20 protein-coding genes are annotated in these 20,741 nt (G+C 72.2%); 11 read left to right on the top strand and 9 right to left on the bottom strand.

Features of this window, described 5'->3' with window-relative positions:
* Window positions 1–91 precede the first annotated feature (91 nt).
* Window positions 92–844: a class I SAM-dependent methyltransferase gene (locus ACIQ8J_RS15230; protein WP_403272266.1), complete on the top strand. Its 753-nt coding sequence runs from the start codon at window positions 92–94 to the stop codon at window positions 842–844.
* A 120-nt stretch (window positions 845–964) separates the two neighbouring features.
* The gene (locus tag ACIQ8J_RS15235) at window positions 965–1,837 is read left to right on the top strand and encodes a hypothetical protein (RefSeq protein ID WP_403272265.1); all 873 of its coding nucleotides are present in this window, start codon (window positions 965–967) and stop codon (window positions 1,835–1,837) included.
* Window positions 1,838–1,855: 18 nt separating this feature from the next.
* On the opposite strand, the gene ACIQ8J_RS15240 is transcribed toward ACIQ8J_RS15235, so the two are convergent.
* The 4 genes from ACIQ8J_RS15240 to ACIQ8J_RS15255 all read right to left on the bottom strand — a co-directional run bounded on the left by ACIQ8J_RS15240 (window position 1,856) and on the right by ACIQ8J_RS15255 (window position 4,778).
* Window positions 1,856–2,581 carry a VOC family protein gene (locus ACIQ8J_RS15240; protein ID WP_403272264.1) on the bottom strand — a complete coding sequence of 242 codons (726 nt, stop codon included), beginning with the start codon at window positions 2,579–2,581 and terminating at the stop codon, window positions 1,856–1,858.
* A 297-nt stretch (window positions 2,582–2,878) separates the two neighbouring features.
* Complete coding sequence (locus ACIQ8J_RS15245; protein WP_403272263.1) at window positions 2,879–3,271, bottom strand: hypothetical protein; 393 nt, start codon at window positions 3,269–3,271, stop codon at window positions 2,879–2,881.
* Window positions 3,272–3,340: 69 nt separating this feature from the next.
* On the bottom strand, window positions 3,341–4,075 hold the full coding sequence (locus ACIQ8J_RS15250; protein WP_403272262.1) for an alpha/beta hydrolase: 735 nt from the start codon (window positions 4,073–4,075) through the stop codon (window positions 3,341–3,343).
* A 91-nt stretch (window positions 4,076–4,166) separates the two neighbouring features.
* Window positions 4,167–4,778 (bottom strand): flavin reductase family protein, encoded by a 612-nt coding sequence (locus tag ACIQ8J_RS15255; RefSeq protein ID WP_403272261.1) that lies wholly within the window; start codon window positions 4,776–4,778, stop codon window positions 4,167–4,169.
* 134 nt (window positions 4,779–4,912) lie between these two features.
* Between ACIQ8J_RS15255 and ACIQ8J_RS15260 the strand changes: the two genes are divergently transcribed.
* A complete protein-coding gene (locus ACIQ8J_RS15260; protein WP_403272260.1) occupies window positions 4,913–5,485 on the top strand; it encodes a hypothetical protein in 573 nt (190 codons plus the stop codon).
* Between the two features lie 43 nt (window positions 5,486–5,528).
* The gene (locus ACIQ8J_RS15265; protein ID WP_403272259.1) at window positions 5,529–6,272 is read left to right on the top strand and encodes a YcnI family protein; all 744 of its coding nucleotides are present in this window, start codon (window positions 5,529–5,531) and stop codon (window positions 6,270–6,272) included.
* 90 nt (window positions 6,273–6,362) lie between these two features.
* Here ACIQ8J_RS15265 and ACIQ8J_RS15270 read toward each other — a convergent pair whose 3' ends face one another.
* The gene (locus tag ACIQ8J_RS15270; protein ID WP_403272258.1) at window positions 6,363–7,886 is read right to left on the bottom strand and encodes a helix-turn-helix domain-containing protein; all 1,524 of its coding nucleotides are present in this window, start codon (window positions 7,884–7,886) and stop codon (window positions 6,363–6,365) included.
* A gap of 323 nt (window positions 7,887–8,209) precedes the next feature.
* Between ACIQ8J_RS15270 and ACIQ8J_RS15275 the strand changes: the two genes are divergently transcribed.
* From ACIQ8J_RS15275 to ACIQ8J_RS15290, 4 genes are all read left to right on the top strand, one after another.
* Window positions 8,210–8,719 (top strand): molybdopterin-dependent oxidoreductase, encoded by a 510-nt coding sequence (locus ACIQ8J_RS15275; RefSeq protein WP_403272257.1) that lies wholly within the window; start codon window positions 8,210–8,212, stop codon window positions 8,717–8,719.
* A 53-nt stretch (window positions 8,720–8,772) separates the two neighbouring features.
* On the top strand, window positions 8,773–9,963 hold the full coding sequence (locus ACIQ8J_RS15280; protein ID WP_403272256.1) for an MFS transporter: 1,191 nt from the start codon (window positions 8,773–8,775) through the stop codon (window positions 9,961–9,963).
* 200 nt (window positions 9,964–10,163) lie between these two features.
* Window positions 10,164–11,540, top strand: a complete 1,377-nt coding sequence (locus tag ACIQ8J_RS15285) for a molybdopterin-dependent oxidoreductase (protein WP_403272255.1) — start codon at window positions 10,164–10,166, stop codon at window positions 11,538–11,540.
* Window positions 11,537–12,016 carry a hypothetical protein gene (locus ACIQ8J_RS15290; protein ID WP_403272254.1) on the top strand — a complete coding sequence of 160 codons (480 nt, stop codon included), beginning with the start codon at window positions 11,537–11,539 and terminating at the stop codon, window positions 12,014–12,016. Before ACIQ8J_RS15285 ends, ACIQ8J_RS15290 begins: the two co-directional genes overlap by 4 nt.
* A 39-nt stretch (window positions 12,017–12,055) precedes the next feature.
* On the opposite strand, the gene ACIQ8J_RS15295 is transcribed toward ACIQ8J_RS15290, so the two are convergent.
* From ACIQ8J_RS15295 to ACIQ8J_RS15310, 4 genes are read right to left on the bottom strand one after another with little or no spacing between them, the layout of a single operon-like run.
* Window positions 12,056–13,567 carry an ABC transporter ATP-binding protein gene (locus ACIQ8J_RS15295; RefSeq protein ID WP_403272253.1) on the bottom strand — a complete coding sequence of 504 codons (1,512 nt, stop codon included), beginning with the start codon at window positions 13,565–13,567 and terminating at the stop codon, window positions 12,056–12,058.
* Complete coding sequence (locus ACIQ8J_RS15300; protein ID WP_403272252.1) at window positions 13,564–14,412, bottom strand: ABC transporter permease; 849 nt, start codon at window positions 14,410–14,412, stop codon at window positions 13,564–13,566. The genes ACIQ8J_RS15295 and ACIQ8J_RS15300 overlap by 4 nt, the downstream gene beginning before the upstream one ends.
* Window positions 14,409–15,425: an ABC transporter permease gene (locus ACIQ8J_RS15305; protein ID WP_403607822.1), complete on the bottom strand. Its 1,017-nt coding sequence runs from the start codon at window positions 15,423–15,425 to the stop codon at window positions 14,409–14,411. The genes ACIQ8J_RS15300 and ACIQ8J_RS15305 overlap by 4 nt, the downstream gene beginning before the upstream one ends.
* Entirely contained in the window at window positions 15,413–16,963 is a 1,551-nt protein-coding gene (locus ACIQ8J_RS15310; protein WP_403272250.1) for an ABC transporter substrate-binding protein, read from the bottom strand. Before ACIQ8J_RS15310 ends, ACIQ8J_RS15305 begins: the two co-directional genes overlap by 13 nt.
* 333 nt (window positions 16,964–17,296) lie before the next feature.
* On the opposite strand from ACIQ8J_RS15310, the gene ACIQ8J_RS15315 reads away from it, so the two are divergent.
* Genes ACIQ8J_RS15315 through ACIQ8J_RS15325 form a run of 3 tightly spaced genes read left to right on the top strand, consistent with a single transcriptional unit; the run spans window position 17,297 to window position 20,720 of the window.
* The gene (locus tag ACIQ8J_RS15315; RefSeq protein WP_403272249.1) at window positions 17,297–18,292 is read left to right on the top strand and encodes a TauD/TfdA family dioxygenase; all 996 of its coding nucleotides are present in this window, start codon (window positions 17,297–17,299) and stop codon (window positions 18,290–18,292) included.
* Between the two features lie 29 nt (window positions 18,293–18,321).
* Window positions 18,322–19,347, top strand: a complete 1,026-nt coding sequence (locus tag ACIQ8J_RS15320) for an ornithine cyclodeaminase family protein (RefSeq protein ID WP_403272248.1) — start codon at window positions 18,322–18,324, stop codon at window positions 19,345–19,347.
* Window positions 19,338–20,720, top strand: coding sequence for a Y4yA family PLP-dependent enzyme (locus tag ACIQ8J_RS15325; RefSeq protein ID WP_403272247.1), 1,383 nt, complete (start codon window positions 19,338–19,340; stop codon window positions 20,718–20,720). The genes ACIQ8J_RS15320 and ACIQ8J_RS15325 overlap by 10 nt, the downstream gene beginning before the upstream one ends.
* The last annotated feature ends 21 nt before the right edge of the window (window positions 20,721–20,741 follow it).

Here is a 20,741-nt window from a genome sequence, read left to right on the forward strand (position 1 = left end):
CAGGTGAAGGTATGCGCCGGGCGCTTGTCCGCGCGCGGCCCGGCGCGGTAGACCGATCTTGACACTGTGCATGCTGCCCGGGGAGTCGGTCGTGAGTGTGACAAGTAGGTACAGGGACGCCTGGGAGGCCTTCTGGCGCGAGGCGCCGAACGAGCCGGGCGCGGTCTTCTGGGATGCGGAACCGGCCCTCACGGCCGCCCGCCACCTGGCCCATTTCGCCCCCCGCATCGACCTGCCCGACCTGCCCATGGTGGACCTCGGCTGCGGCAACGGCACCCAGACCCGGTACCTCGCGGAGCGCTACCCGCAGGTGACCGGGGTCGACCTCTCGCTCGCCGCCGTCGAGCACGCCCGCCACCAGGACCCGCGGGGCCTTGCCGAGTTCGCTCAGATCGACGCCGCCGATCCCAAGGCCGTCGACGGGCTGCACACCCGGCTCGGCGACGCCAACGTGTATGTACGGGGCGTCCTGCACCAGTGCGAACCCGCCGACCGCCAGCCCGTGGCCGACGCCATCGCGACGCTGGTCGGCGCGGGGGGCCGGGCGTTCGTGGTGGAGCTCGCCGAAGCCGCGAAGCCGGTCCTGATGGGACTCGCCGCAGGTCCGGCGGGGCCGCCGCCCAAGCTCCGCCCCGTCTTCGCCCACGGCATCGCGCCGGGCGAGGTCACCGACGACGCCCTGGCCGGCCTGCTCAGGGCCGCCGGTCTCACCGTCCTCGCGGAGGGCGAACTGCCCCTCACCACAACTGAGTTCACCGAGGAGGGGCGGCGCCTCGAGCTGCCGTCCCGCTGGCTGGTGGTGGGCGCGGCGCGATCCGGCCGCGACCGGGCGCCCGTACACTGACCCGAATTCACTCGCGTACGGCGCAACGCACCGCGCTCGGCCTCCCTCTTCCCGGGCAAGCGACAAGCAACCCCCTGAGAAACCCCCGGGCCCTCGCCGGTTCCCGGGAGAAGGAGAGCCGTGTTCCGCAGAGCGGTCCGTGCCGTGACCGTCGCCGGTCTGGCCCTGCTTCCCCTCCTCGGGGCCGGAGCCGGCGGCGCCGCCGCGGCCGGGGACGCCCCCGCGCGTGACGCGAGTCCCGCCGGGCCGCGTCTGGTGCTCGACTGGGAGCAGGTCGAAGTGGGCGGCTGGGTCGGGGTCGGCATCACGGGCATGCCCGCGGGCTGGGACGCCGTGACGGTCAGCTCGCCCGCCCTTGAGGCGCCGGTCCGCCTCACCCCCAAGCGGAGGGGCGCGCCCGACTCGCGCCGGTTCCCCGAATCGGAGGGCGAGGACGTCCGCTCCGGGATCGCGCCGGGCACCTATCCGGTGACCGCCACCCGCGACGGGCACACCGTGGCCACCACCCGGCTCACCGTCACGGCACCGGCCCCCGCGCTCATCACCCGGTTCGTGGCCGGCCCCAAGAGCGGCAATCTGGGCAGCGCGGACTCCACGCCCCGGGTGACCGTGCGGCCCGGCAGCGAGATCGTCGTGCTCCTCGCCGACCACAACCCGGCCCGCGACGAGGCCACCCTCACCGTCCGGTCCAAGGCGTTCCGGGAGCCGTTGACCATCAGCACGGACAACTCCGACGACCCCGGCTGCAAGTGCGACGACGGCGCCACCGTGTACGCGGGGCACACCACCCTGCGCGGCGACCTCCCGGCAGGGACGTACGCGCTCACCGTCGCCAGCCACCAGGGAAAGCGGACCAGCACCGCACAGCTGTCGGTGGGCGGCAGGCCCGTCGTCACGCACTACGGCCGCTGGCTGGCCCTGGGGGGCGTCGGGCTGGCGCTGACCGGAGTGCTCGCGCTGGTCCTGCGCCGCTCGCGGCTCAAGCGCCGTTAGGCGGCGGCCCGTTGGGGGTCAGGACACGTTGTCGCTCAGGGTGAAGGTCGCCCCGTCGGGGTCGCTCAGGCGGGCCCAGGAACCGGTGGGGGAGGCACCGGAGGCCAGGATCGTCGCGCCGTACGCGCGGGCCTTCTCGGCCTGGCCGTGCGGGTCCTGGACGGCGAAGTGGGTGTGCCAGTGCGGCCGCAGGGAAGGGTCGGGGGCGGCCTCGACGGCGCCGGACGTCAGCCGGGCGACGACGTGTCCGGCATGGCGCAGGACCACCTCGTCGTGCTCGTACTGGACGTCGCAGCACCCCGGGCGCCCGCAGGCCCAGTCGAGGACCTCGCCGTAGAAGATCGCGGCTTCGAAGGCGTCGCGGGTGTGCAGCCGGGTCCAGGCGGGGGACGTGTCCCGCCAGGACTCCCAGTTGGTGATGAGCGAGCCCTGCCAGATGCCGAAGACGGCGCCGTCGCGGTCGGCGGCGAGCGCGCCGCGCCCGGTGTGCAGGGCGACGGGGCCGACCGCGACCGTGGCGCCGCGTTCGCGGATGCGGGCGGCGGTGTCGTCGGCGTCCGCGACGGCGAAGTACGGCGTCCAGGAGACCGCCACCTGAAGGGCCGGAGCGAGCGCCCCGATACCGGCGACGGGAACCCCGTCCGCGAGGGCGATGCGGAACTCCTCGCCCAGGGATCCGGGCCGGAACGTCCAGCCCATCACCGCGCCGTAGAAGTCCAGGGCCGGATCGAGGTCCCTGGCCATCAGGCTCACCCAGCACGGCGCGCCGAAGGCATCCGCGCTCGAAGGGCGCGCGCCGTGGGCGGCCCCGGTTTCTGTGTCTCTCGGTGACGGTGTCACGAAAACCCTCGCTCTCAGGAATTCGGCAAACCGGCACATAGTCACTTGCATTATCGCGCGCCGGGTCCGGCGCCGCACCCCGGAGCTCGCGTTGCGGATCCGACCGCACGAGCCGATGTCGGGGTTGTCCGCGCTGTGCTCATTCGGCTACTTCTGGTAGCCCGTGCGTGGTGGCGGACGCCCTCGACCCCTGCCACCTGGTCAGCGGTCCGGATCGCAGCTCGCTCTGCGGCGGCCGATCGTACGCAGAGCGAGCATGAGGGCCTCGTCGTCGCCCCGGGCCGCCATGTGGACGGCCCCTTCCTCCAGGACCGTCCACAGCTCGGGGAGCGGGGCGGTCGCCGGGGTCGTCCGCAGGATGACGCCGCTGGGCGGATCGAGGGAGCGCAGCCCGGTGAACAGGGTGACGGGATCGCTGTCCCCGTTCATGCTCGGGTCGAGCACGGTGACGTCGGGCAGCAGGACATGGGCCTGCGCCAGGGCGAGCCGCGGGCTCGGCGTGTGGGCGATGACGCGGAAGTGCCGGTCGCGGTGGATCCGCGCGCGCAGCACCGCGGCTTCCTCGTCGGCGGCTACCAGCAGCACGGTGATCACGCCTCCAGCATGGTCGCACCGGCCGGTACCAGCCACGCGAACCCGGACCCCGCGCCCGGCCGGGGCCCGTCAGCCGAGGGCGGCGCCCGCGATGAGGCGGGCCGTCTCCCGGCCGGCCCGCAGGGCGCCGGCACCGGTGGCGGGTACGCAGTGGCCGGCCGCCGGGTCCCACTCGGCCATGATGACGCCCGCGTGGTCGCTCTCCGCCTCGTGCAGGCTCGACGGCCAGTGCCGCTCGGCGAGGGCGGCCAGGAAGTCGCGGGAGTTGCGGCAGTCCACCGCCGTGTCGGCCGTGCCGTGCACCAGCACGACGGGCACACCGGTCGCGGGCGCCGCGGCCAGGTCCTCCAGCGGGACGGAACCGGTGCTGCGGGCCGGGCGCCCGTACAGCCCGGCGATGCCGACGACCGCCCGGGGCGGCGGGCCGCCCACCAGGTCCGGGCGCAGCGCCGTCCCGATCGCCGCGCCCGCCCCGGCCGACCACCCCGCCACGACGAGCCGCCCCGGGTCGCCGCCGAACCCGGCCGCGTTCTCCCGTACGTACCGCAGCGACGCGGTGAGGTGCGCGCGGCCGCCGTCGGGGGCGTCGGGGCGCCAGTCGGGGACGAACACGGTCACGCCGTGCGCGGCGACCTCGCGGGCGAGCGGCGCGAGGACGTACCGCTCGTCGGGTCCGCTGCCGTGCCAGAGCAGGACGACCGGGGTCGGGCCGGGGGCGTCCGAGGGGCGGTGGATGTCGAGGAGTCGGGGCGTGGGTGTGCTCTCCGCCGCGTACGGGACGGACTGGAAGGTGCTGTGCGGCATGGGGTTCGGTCCTCGGGGTGGGTGCGTTCGGTGAGCCGGTTGGTTGGCTCAACTGGTGTACTGCTGCGGTGAGTTCAGGTCGGCGGGGTGCTCAGGCGTCCCCGCGCCCCCATCGCGCGTACGGCACGCGGCCGAGCTCGCGGACGTCGCCGAGCGTGCCCCACTCGTCCTTGCCGAGGCGGGACAGCGGCAGCAGCCTCGTGATGTCGGGGTGGCCGTCGACCATGGCCTCCTCCGACACCGCCGCGTGCACGACGCGTCCGAAGACGACGGTCGAGTCGCCGATGCCGAGGGTGCTGTGCAGCTCGCACTCCAGCGCCACCGGCGACTGGGCCACCCGCGGCGGCTCGACCCGCAGGCTCGGCTCGGCGGCCACGCCCACCGCCTCGAACTCGCTGACGCCGGGCGGGAAGTCGGTCGCGGTGTCGTTGATCTGGCCGAAGAGGGGTTCCGGCGCGAAGCTGACCACGAACTGCCCGGTGGCCTCGACGTTGCGCAGCGAGTCCTTGCGGCCCACGGAGGTGAACTGCACGACGGGCGGTGCGACCGAGGAGATGGTGAAGAAGGAGTGCGGCGCGAGGTTGGGGGTCCCGTCGGGGGCCACCGTCGACACCCAGGCGATGGGCCGCGGCACCACGGTCGCGGTGAGCAGCCGGTAGAAATCGGCGCGGGACATGGCGGCGGGATCGAAGTCGATACGCATGGTGATCAGTATCCAACGGCACATCGTCGCCGCCCGCGGCAGCGGACAGGCGGAGGAGGCGGTACGGGATTCCGGCCGCGGACCTCGGCCCGACCGGTTCGGGCCGGGGCTCCGCGTGGGAGGATGCCGCCATCATGAGTGCGTCCTGGGCGGTGCGGAGTCTGCGCGCGGCGGTGTTCGCCGCCGTCTGCGTGCTGCTGGCCGCCGGGGGGCACGGACTCGCGATGGGGGAGCTGCCGCCGCTATGGATCCAGGGCGCGGGGTTCCTCGGGATCTTCGTCCTCGGTTTCCTGCTGGGTGGCCGGGAGCGGTCGCTGGCGGGGATCGGTGCCGCGATGCTCGCCACTCAGGCGGGTCTGCACGTCGCGTACGAGGCGGCCCGGCCCCGCACCGCCATGGCCATGCACGGGATGCGGATGACGCACGCGCACGCGGTGACGCCGCACGCTGTCGCGGCGCACGGCGCGGCCGCGCTGGTGGCGTCCTGGTGGCTGCGGCGCGGGGAGGCCGCCGTCTGGTCCCTGCTGCGCAGGGCGGTGGCGTTCGTGCCCGGCCTCGCGGCCTGGTGGCGGGCCGGGGCGAACGCGCTTCCCGATCCCGCGCACCTCGGGCCCGTACACCGGGAGGCGGCCGAGCCGCAGCCGCTGCGGCAGGTGCTGCTGCGGCACGCCGTGTCGCGTCGGGGGCCGCCGGCGGCGTGGTCGTAGCCGCGCTGACCTCAGACCACCTCTCCCGTACGGAGTTCCGCTCATGTTCCCCATCCGCACCTCCCTTCGGCATGCCCTGCGCCGGACCGGACTCGTCGCGGCCCTCGCGTCGGCCGGAGTCCTGGCCGCCGCGGGCGCGGCCTTCGCCCATGTGACGGTCCACCCCGGCAGTTACGCGAAGGGCGCCACGGACGGCACCCTCACCTTCCGCGTCCCCAACGAGGAGGACAACGCCGGCACCACGAAGATCGACGTCGTCGTGCCCACCGACCACCCGGTCCTGGGCGTGCTCGTCACCCCGCAGGCCGGCTGGACCGCGCAGGTGACGACCGCCAAGCTCAAGACCCCGGTCAAGACCGACGACGGAACCATCACCGAGGCCGTCTCGGAGATCACCTGGACCGGCGGGAAGATCGCGCCCGGCCAGTACCAGGACTTCGACGTGGCCTTCGGTCAACTGCCCTCCGATGTGGACCAGTTGACGTTCAAGACCTTGCAGACCTACTCCGACGGCAAGGTCGTCCGCTGGATCGACGAGGCCAAGCAGGGGCAGCCCGAGCCGGCGAACCCGGCGCCGGTCCTGCACCTCACCAAGGCGGCGAACGGGGAGACCGGGCCGGCGGATTCCGCCTCCCCGAGCGTCTCACCCGCCGCGCCCAAGGCCACCACGGCGTCGTCCAGTGACTCCACTGCTCGCGGTCTGGGCATCGCCGGGCTGGTCGTCGGCGTGCTGGGCCTGGCCGCCGCCGTGATCGCGATCCGTCGCGGCCGGTCGCCGCAGTCCTGACGCGACAGCGGTCCGTCCCGTCCGGCAGCGCCGCCGACGGGACGGACCGCATCGGCCCACCCTGCCAACGGAGTTGACGCCGGTGCCGGGTCAGCGGCAGTAGAGGGCGGCGCGCAGGTCGAGCTTGTGGTCGAGGCGCGTGAGGTCGCGGCCGGTGAGGCGTTCGATGCGCTGGATGCGGTAGTGCACGGTGTTGACGTGCAGGTGCAGGGCTTCGGCCGTGCGGGCCCAGGAGCCGTTGTGCCTGAGGAAGACTTCGAGCGTCTCCAGGAGCATGCGGTGGGAGGCGCCTTCGCCGCGGGCGAGGGGGCCCAGAACGCGGGAGCTGTAGATGGCGCGTACGTCGGCGGGTATCCCCGCGAGGAGGGCGTCCAGCGTCGTGAGGTCGTCCACCGAGGTCACGAGGGCGGATCGCGGCGCGGTCGCCGCTGCGACGGCGCGGGCGTAACGGGCTTGCGCCAGGCTGCCCGCCAAGCCTTGTGGCGCGGGTGCCGCGGCGCCGATCCCGCCGTGGAGCGGGGCGGCGGGGCGGCAGGCGTGGACCAGCGGCCAGCTCTCGCGCAACTCCCTTGCCGTTTCCCCTGATTCGTCGCCCTGGACGACGGCTACGGCCTCGCCTCCCGCGAGTTCGGCGACGGCGAACGTCCGGGAGGGGGCGTAACGCAGGGCCTCGGTCAGCGCGGCAGCCGCGGTGCCGGTCTCCTCGTCGCCGCCCTGCCGGGCTGTGATCACCTCGTACGGGCCGGGCCCGGCCAGACCGCAGGCACGCAGTGCGGTGTGCAGCGATGCCTCGTCGGTGCTGCCCGCGTCGATGAGGGACACCAGGGCGAACGCCCTGCTCGCGGCCGTGACCTCGCCGCGGGCGAGGCCGTCTCGGTACCGGGTCAGGATGTCGGCCGTCTCGGCCAGGGCGCGCGGCGGGGCCTCGGCGGCGCCGGGCAGGTGGAGGTACCAGCGGTCGAAGGGGGAGCTGTCGGCGTCGACGCGCACCGTGACGCCCGTGTGCTGCTTGAGGTCCTGCGCGGCGCGCTGGGCGGGCAGCCGCGGAGCCGTCGGGGTCCGGGCGACGGTGCGGCCGGACGCGCTGAGCAGGTAGCAGGCCGGCATGCCCAGGTGGGCGAACGCCCGGTTCAGCAGGACGTCGGGTTCGGCCCCCTCGGCCAGCAGGCCGCCGAGCTCGTTGCGTACGTTCTCCGGCAGCGCGTAGTGCGGCGTGGGGCGACGGCTCAAGTCGCCCCACTGGCGCAGGTACACCGCGTCGGTGATCGCCCGGAAGCTGGTACGCGCGGGCACGGCGAGCAGGACGATGCCGTGCTCACGGCAGGAGTCCACGAGAGTGCGCGGGACGGTGCCGTGGGTCTCCTCGCCCGCCAGGAGCGCGGCGGCCCCCGCCCCGCGCAGCGCCGACACGAAGCGGTCGGTCTTGGCCCCACCGTCCTTGGCGCTCCACCAGACCAGTCCGCTGAGCACGATCTCGCCCTGCTGCAGAAACCTGGCCGGATCCTCCAGGTCGGTGGCGGTGACCCCGCTGATTTCCCGCGTGAGGAGCCGCTCCTCTCCCCAGAGGAGGCTGAGGCCGAGCGGTTCGAGCTGGAGGAGGTCTTCGATGCGCATGCTCTTGCTCCCTTGCGTGCAGCCGGGCGAGGCACCCCAGCACCTCGCATCCACGAAGCAAATGCGGGCTGGCCCATCATAAATACCAAGGAATTCGACGCATATGCCTCTTGGTTGATCACGGGACCGGGTCGTGGAGCGCGGGGGCGGCCGAGGGTGGGCCGGGACTCGGAGGAAGACCTGGAAGATGCTGCCCAGGTATTCGTATCAAGCTCACAATTGCGGCAGGGAAGGCCGTAAGTGGGTCGCAGTCGAGATTCCGGGAGGCCGCCCCCGGGTACCCTCGCGGCAGTCGCAGCAGGGACTGTCCGATTGGGGACCCGATGAGCCACCTCAGCACACCGCCCCGTATCTCTCCCGACGCCTCCCGTGCGCACGGCGGCTCCTTCGTCGTGTACGGGGAGGTGGACCATCCGGCCACGTTCACCGTCCCGCAGCTGCGGGACGGCTGGGAGCAGCACCGGGCCGAGGTGGTCTTCGACTGCGCCACCAACGGACCGCAACACCACACCTTCGAAGGCCCCCTGCTCCGCGAAGTCGTCGCCGACGCCGGTCCGGCCTTCGACCCCCGGCGCCGCAAGGACCGCTCACGCTTCCTGCTGGCGGTCAGCGGCGGCGACAGCCATCGCACGGTCCTGTCCTGGGCGGAGATCGACGCCGACTTCTGCGACACACCCATCCTGCTGGCCACCCGCATGGACGGCGAGGACCTCGACCTCGCCGGAAGCCAGCTGGTGGTGCCCTCGGACCGCTGCGGGGCGCGCTACGTCAGCGGCATCACCAGCATCTGGATCGGCACCCCGGACGGCGAAACGACTCTCCGGTCCTCGTAGAAGTTCACCTCCGAAGCCGGACCGGGACGGCTTGCGAAGATACCGTCGGCGGCATGGTTGGTGATCTCCGAAGGTGGCGTCAGTGTCTGCTCAGCGGGGCGGTGTTCGCCGTGTGCATGGCCGGCACCACGCTGCCGACTCCCCTCTACAGCCTCTACCAGGAGAAGTTCGGATTCTCCGAGCTGACGGTCACCGTCGTGTACGCCGTGTACGCCTTCGGGGTCATCGGTGTGCTCCTGCTGGCGGGCAACGCGTCGGACGCCGTGGGCAGGCGCCCGGTGCTGCTGTGGGGCCTGGGGTTCTCGGCGGCGAGCGCCGTCTGTTTCCTGTGCGCCGCGGGGCTGGACTGGTTGTACGCGGGGCGGCTGCTGTCAGGGCTGTCCGCCGGCCTGTTCACCGGGGCCGCAACCGCGTACGTCATGGACCTGGCACCGCACGGCGGCGCCTCCCGGGCCACGTTCGTGGCGACGGCGGCGAACATGGGTGGGCTGGGCTGCGGTCCCCTGCTCGCCGGAGTGCTCGCGCAGTACGCCGGCTGGCCGCTGTACCTGCCGTTCGCCGTCCATCTCACACTGGTGGCCGGCTCGGTCGCCGTCCTGCTGCGGCTGCCGGAGACCGTACGGGAGCCACGGCCGCTGAGCACGGCACGACCGCAGCGGCCCGGTCTGCCCCATGAGGTGCGGGCGGTGTTCGTGCCCGCGGCGATCGCGTCGTTCGCGGGGTTCGCCCTGTTCGGGGTGTTCACGTCGGTCAGCCCCGCCTTCCTTGCGCAGTCCCTGAACGTGCACAACCGCGCCGTGAGCGGGTTGGTCGTCGCGCTGGCCTTCTTCGCCTCGACCGCCGGGCAACTGGCCGTCCCCCGGGTCGGGGTGGACCGGTCGTTGCCGCTGGGCTGTGCGGCCCTCCTCACCGGACTGGCGCTGCTGGCGGGCGCGCTCCGGTGGGACCTGATGCCGCTGATGGTGCTGAGCGCAGTCGTCGGCGGAGTCGGGCAGGGGCTGTCGTTCCGCGCGGCACTGTCCGCGGTGGCCGAGGCGTCGGCCGCGGACCGGCGCGCGGCGGTGATCTCCACGCTGTTCGTGGTGGCCTACGCGGGCATCTCGGTCCCCGTGATCGGGGTCGGAGTCCTGACGAGCCTCATCGGCCTGGAGGGCGCGGGGCTGGTGTTCATCGCGTGCATGGCCGTCCTGGCCTCGGCCGCGGCGGTCTACCTGCTCCGGCGGCCACGACGAGCGAGGGCCTGAGCGTACGCACCCGGCGACCCGAGCACGCCGGTTGGCGAACGGCGTCCCCCCGACCCGTTCGAAGCTGTTCCGGCGCGCCACCGCGGGCTTCTCGGCTGTGCGGTATCACGATGAGCCTGCTGACCCGATATGAGTCATTCGCCGCTTCCTGGCATCTGGGCGCGGTCGTAGGTCGCCACGTATACGCGCGGAGGACGGCTATGGAGGAGAACGACGACACCGAGGCCGTTCGCCGCTCCGCCCGGGGCGAGGACACCGCGGTGCCGGCTGCCGGACGGGCTCGGTTTCGCGCCCCGTGGGCAGGCGGGCCGCCGCCCGGCCCGGCCCGCCCGGAGTTCTGGCGCAGTCCGTTGCGGGGGCCGTGGCTGACCTCGGTGTTCGGGCTGATCCTGCTGATCGGTGTCACGGTGCTGTTCGTGACGGGCCTGCTGTCCTACGCCGCGTACAACCCGGAGCTGGCGACGGTCAACGATCAGACGCCGGACAAGGGGTGGCTCGGGTTCTATCTGTTCTCCTGGCCGACGAGTCCGTACTGGTTGTACCGGCTGAACCAGGGTGTGCACGTCACCCTCGGTGTGGTGCTCGTCCCGGTGCTGCTGGCCAAGCTCTGGTCGGTCATCCCCAGGCTCTTCTCCTGGCCGCCCCTGCGATCGCCGAGCCACGCCATGGAGCGGCTGTCCCTCCTGCTGCTCGTCGGCGGTGCCCTGTTCGAGTTCGCCACCGGCGTGCTCAACATCCAGCTGCACTACATCTTCCCCGGCTCCTTCTACACCCTCCACCTGTACGGCGCGTGGGTCTTCATCGGCGCCTTCGTCGTCCACGTCGCCTTCCGCATCCCGGTCATGACACGCGCGCTGCGCAGCCGCCGGCTCCGTACCGAGCTGCGCATCCCCACAGCCGGTACGGAGCCCGAGCCGCCGGACCGGACCGGACTGGTCTCACCCCGGCCCGCGCCGCCCACCATGTCCCGACGTGGCGCACTGGGCATGGTGGGGCTCGGCTCACTGGTGCTCTTCGGGGTGACGGCCGGTCAGAGCATCGGCGGGGTCTGGCGGAAGACGGCGCTGCTGGCGCCGCACGGCCGGGACCCGGGCTCCGGGCCCAACGGCTTCCAGATCAACAAGACGGCAGCGGCCCTGGGCGTCACCGCCCGCGACATCGGTCCCGACTGGCGGCTCACCGTGGGCGGCGGCGGCCGGAACGTCGTCCTGACCCGAGCACAGGTCCTGCGGCTGCCCCAGAACTCCGCCGCACTGCCCATCGCCTGTGTGGAAGGCTGGTCCACCCCCGACCAGCTCTGGAGCGGAGTACGCCTCGCCGACCTGGCCGCTCTCGTCGGACTCCACGAAAACCTGCCCGAGGTCTTCGTCGAATCGGTGCAGCGCGGCGGATCATTCCGTTCGACGGTCCTGCGCGACAACCAGGTCAGGGACCCGCGGTCATTGCTGGCACTGCGCGTCAACGGGGCCGACCTCTCCCCGGACCACGGATACCCCGCCCGCATCATCGTTCCGGGCAATCCGGGCGTGCACAACACCAAGTGGGTCACCCGGCTCGCCTTCGGGGCAGCGGCATGAAGAGTGTCCGCGAACGCTACGGTGCCTCCCCTCTGCATCTGCTGCTCGTCCTGTGCTCGTTCGCCCTGACCCTCTACGCCGGGCTGCGACTGCTGAAGGGAGACGCGGCCGCGGTCGCGGTGTGGTTCGTCGGATCCGCGCTCCTGCACGACCTGCTGCTTGTCCCGCTCTACGTCGCGACCGACCGCATCGCGCAGCTACTGCTCGGAGGCCGCCGTCCGGCTGCCGCAGGGCCGGGCCGGACGAGAACGCCGCGGGTCAACTACATCCGTGTACCTGCCTTCGTCTCCTTGCTCCTGCTGCTCGTCTGGTACCCGCTCGTACTCCACCGGGTACCTGATTACCAACTGGCGACGGGCCTCACGCCGGATGTCTTTCTCGGGCGGTGGCTCCTGATCACGGCCGTCCTCTTCGCGGCGTCGGCGCTCTGCCTCATGACAGCCATGTTCCGCGGCCGCCCGCCGAAATCCACGTGAGCCACGGGACGTGCTCGACCCCGGTGAGGCCGTCCTCGGTCAGGTCGGCAGGTGTGCCGTGGTGGGTCCGTGTGCGGTGAGCCGTCCGGCTTCCAGGATGTGCACGGTGTCGGTGTACGCGGCGACCAGGTGTGTCTCGTGGCTGACCAGGGTGATGGCCATGTCGCGTTCGGCGCGCAGGCGTTGCAGGAGTTCCATGATGGCGATGGAGGTGTCGGGATCGAGTGCGGAGGTGATCTCGTCGCACAGTAGGAAGTCGGGGTCGGCGGTGAGGGCGCGGGCGATGGAGACGCGCTGGCGCTGGCCGCCGGAGAGTTCGTGCGGGTAGCGGTGGACGAAGTCGGCGGGCAGCTGGACCTGGTCGAGCAGCTCGGTGATCCGGGCTGCGGTCTGGGACTTGGTCAGCTCGGTGTGGCGGCGCAGGGGCCGGGCCAGGGCCGCGCCTATGGTGCGGGACGGGTTGAGTGCGGCCAGTGGGTTCTGCGGGACCAGCTGGATGCGCTGGTGGTGTTCGCGCCGACGCCCGCGGGCCGAGTGGGCCAGCGGCTGCCCGTCGAGGGCGAGGGACCCGGCATCGGGCCGCCGCAGGCCCGCGAGGACGCGCAGCAGGGTGGTCTTGCCGGATCCGGAGGGTCCGATGATCGCGGTCGCCGAGCCGACGGGCGCGGTGAAGTCGACTGTGTCGAGGGCCAGTTGGGATGCGCCTCGGCCGCGGAACGTCACGCTGACGGACCGTGCCGTGATCCCGGCCGAGCGAGGAACCGCGGATTCCGCCTTCTGCGGTGGGCGCGGCGCGCGTTGCCGGGGGAGGCGTGGTTGCGTGGTGGTGAGGCGTACGACGTGGTCGGCGCAGGCGTCGACCAGTTCGGGGTCGTGGCAGGCCATGACGATGGCCAGGCCGCGCGAGGTGGCCAGGTGGCGCAGCAGGCCGGCGATGTCGTCGCGCAGGGCCTCGTCGAGACCCGCGGTCGGCTCGTCGAGGAGCAGCAGGTCAGGGGTGCGGGCGAGGGCGCGGGCGAGGGCGACGCGGCGCTGCTGGCCGCCGGAGATCGCGGTGGGCCTGCGGTCGGGGAATCCGTCGTCCGTGGGCAGCTTGCATTCGCGCAGCAGGTCGAGGACGCCCCGGCCGCTCGCAGTGGTGGCGGTCTCCGCGATCAAGTGGCGGATCTTCATCCGGGGGTTGAGTGCGGAGCCCGGGTCCTGGCCTACGTAGGCGACCTGGGTACGGCGCATGGTCCGCAGCGCCGCTGCGTCAAGGCCGGGGACGTGGTGGCCCAGGACGTCGAACGCGGCGCTGTGGGTGGTGGCCTGGGCGGGCAACTGGCCGATCAGGGCGCGCAGCAGGGTGGTTTTTCCGGAGCCGGAGGCCCCGGTGAGGGCGTTGATCTCGCCGGGCCGGACGGTCAGGCTGGTGGGCCGGAGCAGGACGGGTCCGTCGGGGAACCGGATGCTGAGGTCGGTCACCGTGACGACGGGCGCGGATGCGCCGCCGCCGGATGACGCAGCGCCGGAGGCCTCGTTGACGGTGGACGACGGCAGGGGGTTGTTCACGGGGTGGTCACCGCCTTGCGTGCGGAGCGGGGGGCCAGGGAGGTGGCGGCCAGGTTGACGCTGATGGCGAGTGCGGCGATGGCCAGGCTGGGGGCCACGACCGCCCACGGGTTGAGGAGGATGCCCGAGGAGTTCTCCCGGATCATCAACGCCCAGTCCGCGGCGGGAGGTTGGGGGCCGATCTGGAGGAATCCGGCCATGGAGATGACGTAGACGGCCTCGACGAAGCGCAGGCCGAACAGGGCGAGGACGGTGGCGCGCAGGTTCGGAAGGAGTTCTCGGGTGGCGGTGTAGGTGAGGGATTCACCGCCGGCGAGGGCGGCTTCGACGTATCCGGCCCCGGCCAGCGGGGCGGCCGCGCTCGCGACGACGCGTACCGCGTAGGGGGTGCCCAGGACGATGGCGGCGCTGATGACGGCCCATCGTCCGCCGTCGGGCCAGGCGAGTGCGATGAGCATGATGCCCAGGACCGGCGGGAGCAGGATGAAGACGTCGGCGGTGCGTTCCACGGCCCGCCCCACGGCCGGGTGCAGGACGGCGAAGCAGCCCGCGAGCGCGGCGAGCGCGGTGACGACGACGGCGACCAGGAGGGCGCTGCCGATCAGGGCGGTTCCCCCGTGCAGGAGCCTGCTGAGAACATCGCGGCCGAGCTGGTCCCCGCCCAGCGGTGCGCCGTCGCCGGCGGCGGCGAAGGGAGCGGTGACCGGTGTGTCGAGGGGATGCGCGGCGAGGAACGGGCCGGTGAGGGCCAGCAGAACGAGCAGGACACCCGGTGTCAGACGGCGGACGACCCGGCCGCGGCCGTCGGAGAGCGAGCGGGCGCGGGCGGTGGCGAGGGTGCTCATGCGTGGCTCCCCAGGACTCGGGCGCGGACGAGGTCGGCGGCCAGCAGGACGACGCTGATGGCAGCGCCGGCGCAGACGACGACTCCGGCGATGAGGGGGGTGTCGCGGGTGGAGACCGCGCTGGCGAGCACGCTGCCGATACCGGGGTAGTTGAAGAGGGTTTCCACGACTGCGGTGCCGCCCAGGAGCATGCCGGTGGAGGTGGCCAGGCCGGTGGCGATGGCCGGGAGGGCACCGGGCAGTGCGTGGCGCCAGATGACGCGGCGCACCGGCAGGCCGTCCAGGTGGGCGGCCTCGACGTGCGGTGCGGCCGCCTGGTCGGCGAGCGCGCCGCGCACGATGGTGGTGTTCCATCCGGTCTGCGGGATGACGAGCGCGAGGACCGGCATGACCAGCATGGTCCAGGTGGCGGGTCTCCCGTCGGCACCTGCCACCGTCACCGCGGGCAGCCAGTCGGTCCACAAGGACAGGAGCACCAACAGGCCTACGGAGACGACGAATTCGGGGATGGCGAAGGCCGAGGTCGCGGCGTGGCCGATGACCCGGTCGGTGATCCGGCCCGGACGGGCGGCGGCCCAGCAGCCCAGCGCCAGCGAGGCCACTGCCGTCAGGGCGAAGGCGACGGCCGCCAGGAGCAGCGTGTTCGGGAACGGGTCGGCCAGCATGTGCGCGACCTTCTCGCCACGGGCGCTGACGCCCAGGTCCCCGGTGAACAGCCCCGTCATCCAGTCCCAGAACCGTTCCCACGCCGGCCGGTCCAGGCCCAGCAGGTGACGCCGTGCCGCGATGTCCGCGGCGCTCTCGCCCCGCTCGGAGGTTGCGGTGGCCGCGTCGCCCGGCAGCAGCTCGACGGCGGCGAACACCAGGGCGAGCAGGACGGCCAGCATGAGGACCCGCCGCCCCACAACCGCAGCCACGCGGCCGAGGAGCGGAAGCGGGAGGTGTCGCGCGGTGGCCGCCCGGACGGGGGCGGCCACCGCGCTGTCCTTGAGTGCGCGGCTCAACTCAGCCACGCGTTCTCAAGCTGGACGCGGCCGTAGCCGGGCAGCTTCGGCAGCCCCTGGACCTTCGGAGCGGCCAGGTCGACGCCGTCGGCCATGCCCCACAGCAGATAGCCGGAGCGGTCGTACTCGATCTGCTGCAACTCGTGCATGGCCTTGGCCCGCGCCTGCTGGTCCGTGGTGCCGATGACCTTGCGGTAGGTGGCGTCGAACTCCGGGTCGCTGAAGCCCGATTCGTTCTGGCCCGCGCCGCTGAGCAGGGTCTTGGATGCGAAGAACACGACGGAGTCGTTGGTGCCCCAGTAGTTCGTGTAGAGGTCGCCCTTGAGCCAGGTCTTCTCGTAGAACGCCCCCGACTCCTGCTTGACCACCTTGATCTTGATCCCGGCCTCCCGCGCCTGCGAGGCGAACAGGGTCGCGGAGTCGGCGATGCCGGAGACGTCCTCGGTGGTGTAGAGCTCGTAGGTCTTGGAGAGGTCGAACTTGGCGTCCGCCAGGAGGGTCTTGGCCTTGGCCAGGTCGCGCCGGCGCTGCGGAATGTCCTTGGCGAAGTCGGGGTCGCCGGTTCCCATGATGTCGTTGGCGACGTTTCCGTACCCGGACAGCGCCTGCTTGACCATGGCCTCGCGGTCCACCACCAGGCGCATCGCCTCCCGCACTCGCGGATCGGCGAACGGGCCGTCGGCGGTGCGCATGACGATGGGCATCGACATGTCGTCGGGCCGGCGGATGACCTGGATCTCCTTGCGGGACTGGGCGGTGCGCGCGGCGACCGGGCCGGCGTTGGAGGCGACGTCGATCTGCCCGGCGAACAGGGCGTTGGCCATGGCCTGCGGCGTCTCGAACATGGTCACCTCGACCGCGTCGAGGTGGACCGTGCCGCCGTACCACTTGTCGTTGCGCACCAGGCGGGCGTTGCCGCCCCGGTACCAGTCCAGCTTGAACGGACCGGTGCCCGGCGCCTTGTCCACCGCCTTGTCCGGAGTGTCCTTCTTCATGACGAACGTCGTGAACCGCGTCATGAGGGGCAGTTCGGCGTTGGCGTATTCGGAGGCCACGACCACCGTGTCGGCGCCTTCGGCCGTGATGCTGTCGGCGTTCTTGACTCCGGGCAGGCGAGCGGCGCCGGCCGGGGTGTTGCGCAGCCGGCGCAGCGACCAGACCACGTCGTCGGCGGTGACCGGGCTGCCGTCGTGGAAGGCGGCGCCCTTGGCCACCTTGAAGCGCCACGTCTTCAGGTCCGCCGAGGGCTCCCACGAGGCCAGCCGGGGCACGGTGTTGGACTTCGTACCCGGGACGGCGAGCGTGTCGAAGGTGAGCGCGAGGATGAGGTAGTCGCTCTCGTTGGCCTGTGTGCCGTGCGGGTCGCGGGTGATGGCGCCGGCCCGGCCGAGCGCACCGATGCGCAGGGTGCCGCCCGTCCTGGGCTTGCCGCCCTTGGCGGCGGAGCCGGCCGCGGTGCCACCGCTGCCCGAGGAGCACGCCGCCAGTAGTGCGGCCGCCCCCATCGCCCCGCCGGCCAACAGCACCTGACGCCTGTTGATGTCCACGTACGTCCTCGCTCAATGTTCCGGGCAACCCAAAGATGTCTTAGGTTTGCCTACCCTAACGACAATCATTTCTGCAAGAGGGGTGCGGTGGCTCGCCCGCGAATGACGGGGCGCGCGTTCGCGATCGGTCCCGCCTTGCGCGTTCCGGTGATCATAGGTCATAGGTAAGGTTTGCCTTACCTAAGTTTGATGCTAGCGTTCGAGCGCCGCCGGAAGTCGAACCATCCGCAGCGCTGAGTCAACTCGCCCTGTGAGAACGCCGGTTGGCGAGCGCCGCCGTCCGCGTACCGGCGGCGCTACCTGCCCTCCCCACACGGAACGGACTCCTTCGTCATGAGCACGGCAGCCGCACCTGTCCGCCAGCTCGCCCCCCACACCGTGGGTGAGCTCCGCACGGCAGCGGAGCGGATACTCGAAGAATTCGGAACCTCGGCGACATCCCCGGCGCTCCTGGAGCGCGTCGCCAAGACCGCGAGCGGGTTCAGTGACAGCCTCCGCCACGACTGCCGGCCCGTCGACACCGCGGACGGCCTGTTCGTACTGCGGGGCCTGGACGTCGATGACGCCTCCATCGGCGCCACGCCGGACAGTTGGGCCACCGCCGGCGACAGCGGCACCCTCCACGACATCACGCTCCTGCTGCTGGCCAGCGTGATGGGCAACCCGATCGCCTGGGAAGGCCAGCAGGACGGCCGCTTCGTCCACAACATCGTTCCCTCGCCCGGCCACGAGAGCGAGCAGACCGGCGCCAGCAGCAGCGTGCTGCTCAGCCCGCACACCGAGGACGCGTTCCACCCGGGCCGCGCCCACCTGCTGATGCTCGGCTGCATGCGCAACCACGACAACATCGCCACCACAGCGGCCAGCATCCGCAGGACGGCCCTGCCGGAAGCCGATGTGGAGACCCTGTCGCAGCCGGTGGTGCCGATCCTGCCGGACGACGCCTACGCCGAGGCCCAGGGCTACGCGGACGCGGAACCGCCCGCGGTTCCCGCCCTGTTCGCGGGCGAGGACGGGACGACGCTGCGCTTCGACCCCGCCTACACGCCTCTGGACCAGGCCGACGACACCTACCGCGCGGCCTACGGGCGCCTGTCGGACGAACTGGCCCGCGTCTCCGTCGCGGTCAGCCTGGCCCCCGGCGAAGTCCTCGTCGTCGACAACGACATCGTCGTCCACGGCCGTGTCCCCTTCCAGGCCCGCTACGACGGCACCGACCGCTGGCTCAAGCGCGCCTCGGTCCGCGTCCCCGGGCGCCGCACACGCCCCCTCGCCGAGGCCGAGGAGCACGGCTACGGCCAGGCCGCGATCGAAGCCCACGCCGGCTGAACCGCCCCTGACACTGGAGGACTTGACCCATGACCGACGCACAGACCCTCAAGGCCGACGGCGCGATATCCGCCGACGACACGCGCTTGCGGCTCCTGTCCAAGAGTGACCTCGCCGGGATCGACATCACCCCGGCCGATGTGGTCGCCACTGTCGAAGGCGCCTACCGCACGCTCCACGAGGGCCAGTCGGACAACCCCCGCAAGCTCACCGTCAAGCCGCGCGACGAGCACTCGGTCGCGTACGCGATGCTCGGCCGGGACGGCTCGCGCAACGTCGTCGCGATCAAAACCTCGTACAAGCACGGCCTCGACGTCGGGCGCGCGGAGCAGCACTACTACACGACGCTCAGCCTCTACGACGACGTCACCGGTCTTCCGGTGGCGATGATGGACTGCTCCCGCATCGGCTCTCTGCGCACCCCGGCCGTCTCTGCCCTGCTGGCCCGTGAATGCGCCGTACCGGGTGCGCGCAGCGCCCTGGTCATCGGCACCGGCACCCAAGGCCGCCTGGCGCTGCCGTTCCTGCTGACGACGCTGCCCGATCTGGACCGGCTGACGCTCTTCGGTACGCACCCGGACGGCATCGCCGCGGTGCGTGAACAACTGCGGGTGCACTTCCCCGAGCGGGACGTGGAGATCGTCACGGACGTACGGGCCGCCGCCGCGGACGCCGATGTCGTCGTGGCCACCGCCGGCGGCCACACTCCGGCCGCCGTCGAAGCGGGCTGGCTCAAGCCGGGTGCCCTGTCGATCCTGGTCGGCCACGGCCTGGCGCCCTCGACCCTGCACCGCGCCGACCGGGTGATCGCCACCAGTGAGGCCCAGATGAAGGTCACGGGCACCGACATGGCCGACGCCGACGGCCAACTGCCCCCGGTCGACAGCGAGTTGGCGCCGGTGATCGCCGGAATCACCGCGGGCCGCCGCTCCGCCGAGGAGAAGATCTTCGCCTACAACAGCGGCCTCGTCGTCACCGACATCGCGCTCGGCCACCGGTTCGCGCAACTCGCCCTCGCGCAGGGCCTGGGCACCGAGGTGCCGCTGTGGCAGTGACCGCCCCGCACAAGACGGACGTGCCGAGCCTGGCCGCCCACCCCGATCCGGATACCGACGGGGTACTGGACAGCGGACTGCTCCACGAGCTGTCCTACGCCTTCGGCGGCCCCTTCCACTTCCTGCTGCCGCATCGCTTCGACACCAACCTCGCCGCCTTCCGCACCGCGCTCGGCGACGCCGGTGTGGAAGGGCGCGTGTACTACGCGAAGAAGGCGAACAAGGCGGCCGTATGGATGGAGCGCTGCGCCCTCCACCAGGCCGGGGTCGACGTGGCCAGCGTGGGTGAACTGCGGGAAGCTCTCGGCCACGGGGTACGCGGCGAGAACATCGTGGTCACCGGTCCCGCCAAGAGCGACGAGCTGCTGAGGCCGGCCCTGGCGCAGGGCTGTCTGATCGCCGTCGACGCACTGGACGAACTGGACATGCTCATCACGCTGGCACTGACCGGCGCGGTGCGACCGGCCAGGCTGCTGCTGCGCCGCCTGCCTCCCACGCAGCCCCACAGCCGGTTCGGCATGAACACCGCAGAGCTGGAGACCGCCCTGGACCGATGCGTACGCGTCGGCGACGCGGTGCGGATGGAGGGCTTCAGCTTCCACCTGTCCGGCTACGCAACCCAGCCCCGGGCCGACCTCGCCGCGGAACTGGTCGAGTGGTGTCTCAAGGCCCGGGTCCTCGGGCTGCAGGCCGACCGGATCAGCATCGGCGGAGGCTTCGCCGTCGACTACACCCCGGCCGAGGCGTGGCACACCTTCCTCGCCGAGCAGCGTCCCGAGCACTACCACGCACGCAAGACGTTCCAGAGCGGCGACTTCTACCCGTACCACTCCCCGGTCGCGGGCGCGGACGCCCTGCGCACCATCCTCGCTTCCGTCCCCGAAGGCGGGCAGGCCAGCCTCGCCGAGCGTCTCAAGGAGACGGGGACGCTGCTGATGATGGAGCCCGGACGCGCCCTGCTGGCCGGCGCCGGTTCCACGGTCTTCCGCATCCAGGGCCTCAAGGAACGCGACGGGTACCGGATCGCCACCGTCGACGGGACCAGCCTGAGCCTGTCCGAGCAGTGGTTCAACAGCGAATACCTGCCCGACCCGGAACTGGTGACCCCCACGGGCCGCTCCCGGGGCACGGGCATCCGTCCCACATGCGTCGGGGGAGCCTCATGTCTGGAGTCGGACATGGTCACCTGGCGCAAGAGCGCGCTGCCCGCCCGCGCCAGGGTCGGCGACCTCCTCGTGTACCCGAACACGGCCGGCTACCAGATGGACTCCAACGAGTCCCCCTTCCACGACCTGCCGCTGCCCCCCAAGGTCGTCCTCGACCGGCTGGGCGACCGCCCGCGCTGGCGCCTGGACCGCCGAACCGCCGGCTGACATCCCCCCACTCACCCAGGA

Origin of the sequence: Streptomyces sp. NPDC094147, assembly GCF_044764265.1 — a bacterium.
In the GTDB taxonomy this organism is placed as follows: Bacteria; Actinomycetota; Actinomycetes; order Streptomycetales; family Streptomycetaceae; genus Streptomyces.

Bases quoted from the DNA above. Each gene is read 5' to 3' on its own strand.
- ACIQ8J_RS15240 (WP_403272264.1), bottom strand. From the start codon at position 2,581: ATGGCCAGGGACCTCGATCCGGCCCTGGACTTCTACGGCGCGGTGATG.
- ACIQ8J_RS15250 (WP_403272262.1), bottom strand. From the start codon at position 4,075: ATGCCGCACAGCACCTTCCAGTCCGTCCCGTACGCGGCGGAGAGCACA.
- ACIQ8J_RS15255 (WP_403272261.1), bottom strand. From the start codon at position 4,778: ATGCGTATCGACTTCGATCCCGCCGCCATGTCCCGCGCCGATTTCTAC.
- ACIQ8J_RS15260 (WP_403272260.1), top strand. From the start codon at position 4,913: ATGAGTGCGTCCTGGGCGGTGCGGAGTCTGCGCGCGGCGGTGTTCGCC.
- ACIQ8J_RS15265 (WP_403272259.1), top strand. From the start codon at position 5,529: ATGTTCCCCATCCGCACCTCCCTTCGGCATGCCCTGCGCCGGACCGGA.
- ACIQ8J_RS15270 (WP_403272258.1), bottom strand. From the start codon at position 7,886: ATGCGCATCGAAGACCTCCTCCAGCTCGAACCGCTCGGCCTCAGCCTC.
- ACIQ8J_RS15275 (WP_403272257.1), top strand. From the start codon at position 8,210: ATGAGCCACCTCAGCACACCGCCCCGTATCTCTCCCGACGCCTCCCGT.
- ACIQ8J_RS15280 (WP_403272256.1), top strand. From the start codon at position 8,773: ATGGTTGGTGATCTCCGAAGGTGGCGTCAGTGTCTGCTCAGCGGGGCG.
- ACIQ8J_RS15285 (WP_403272255.1), top strand. From the start codon at position 10,164: ATGGAGGAGAACGACGACACCGAGGCCGTTCGCCGCTCCGCCCGGGGC.
- ACIQ8J_RS15290 (WP_403272254.1), top strand. From the start codon at position 11,537: ATGAAGAGTGTCCGCGAACGCTACGGTGCCTCCCCTCTGCATCTGCTG.
- ACIQ8J_RS15300 (WP_403272252.1), bottom strand. From the start codon at position 14,412: ATGAGCACCCTCGCCACCGCCCGCGCCCGCTCGCTCTCCGACGGCCGC.
- ACIQ8J_RS15315 (WP_403272249.1), top strand. From the start codon at position 17,297: ATGAGCACGGCAGCCGCACCTGTCCGCCAGCTCGCCCCCCACACCGTG.
- ACIQ8J_RS15320 (WP_403272248.1), top strand. From the start codon at position 18,322: ATGACCGACGCACAGACCCTCAAGGCCGACGGCGCGATATCCGCCGAC.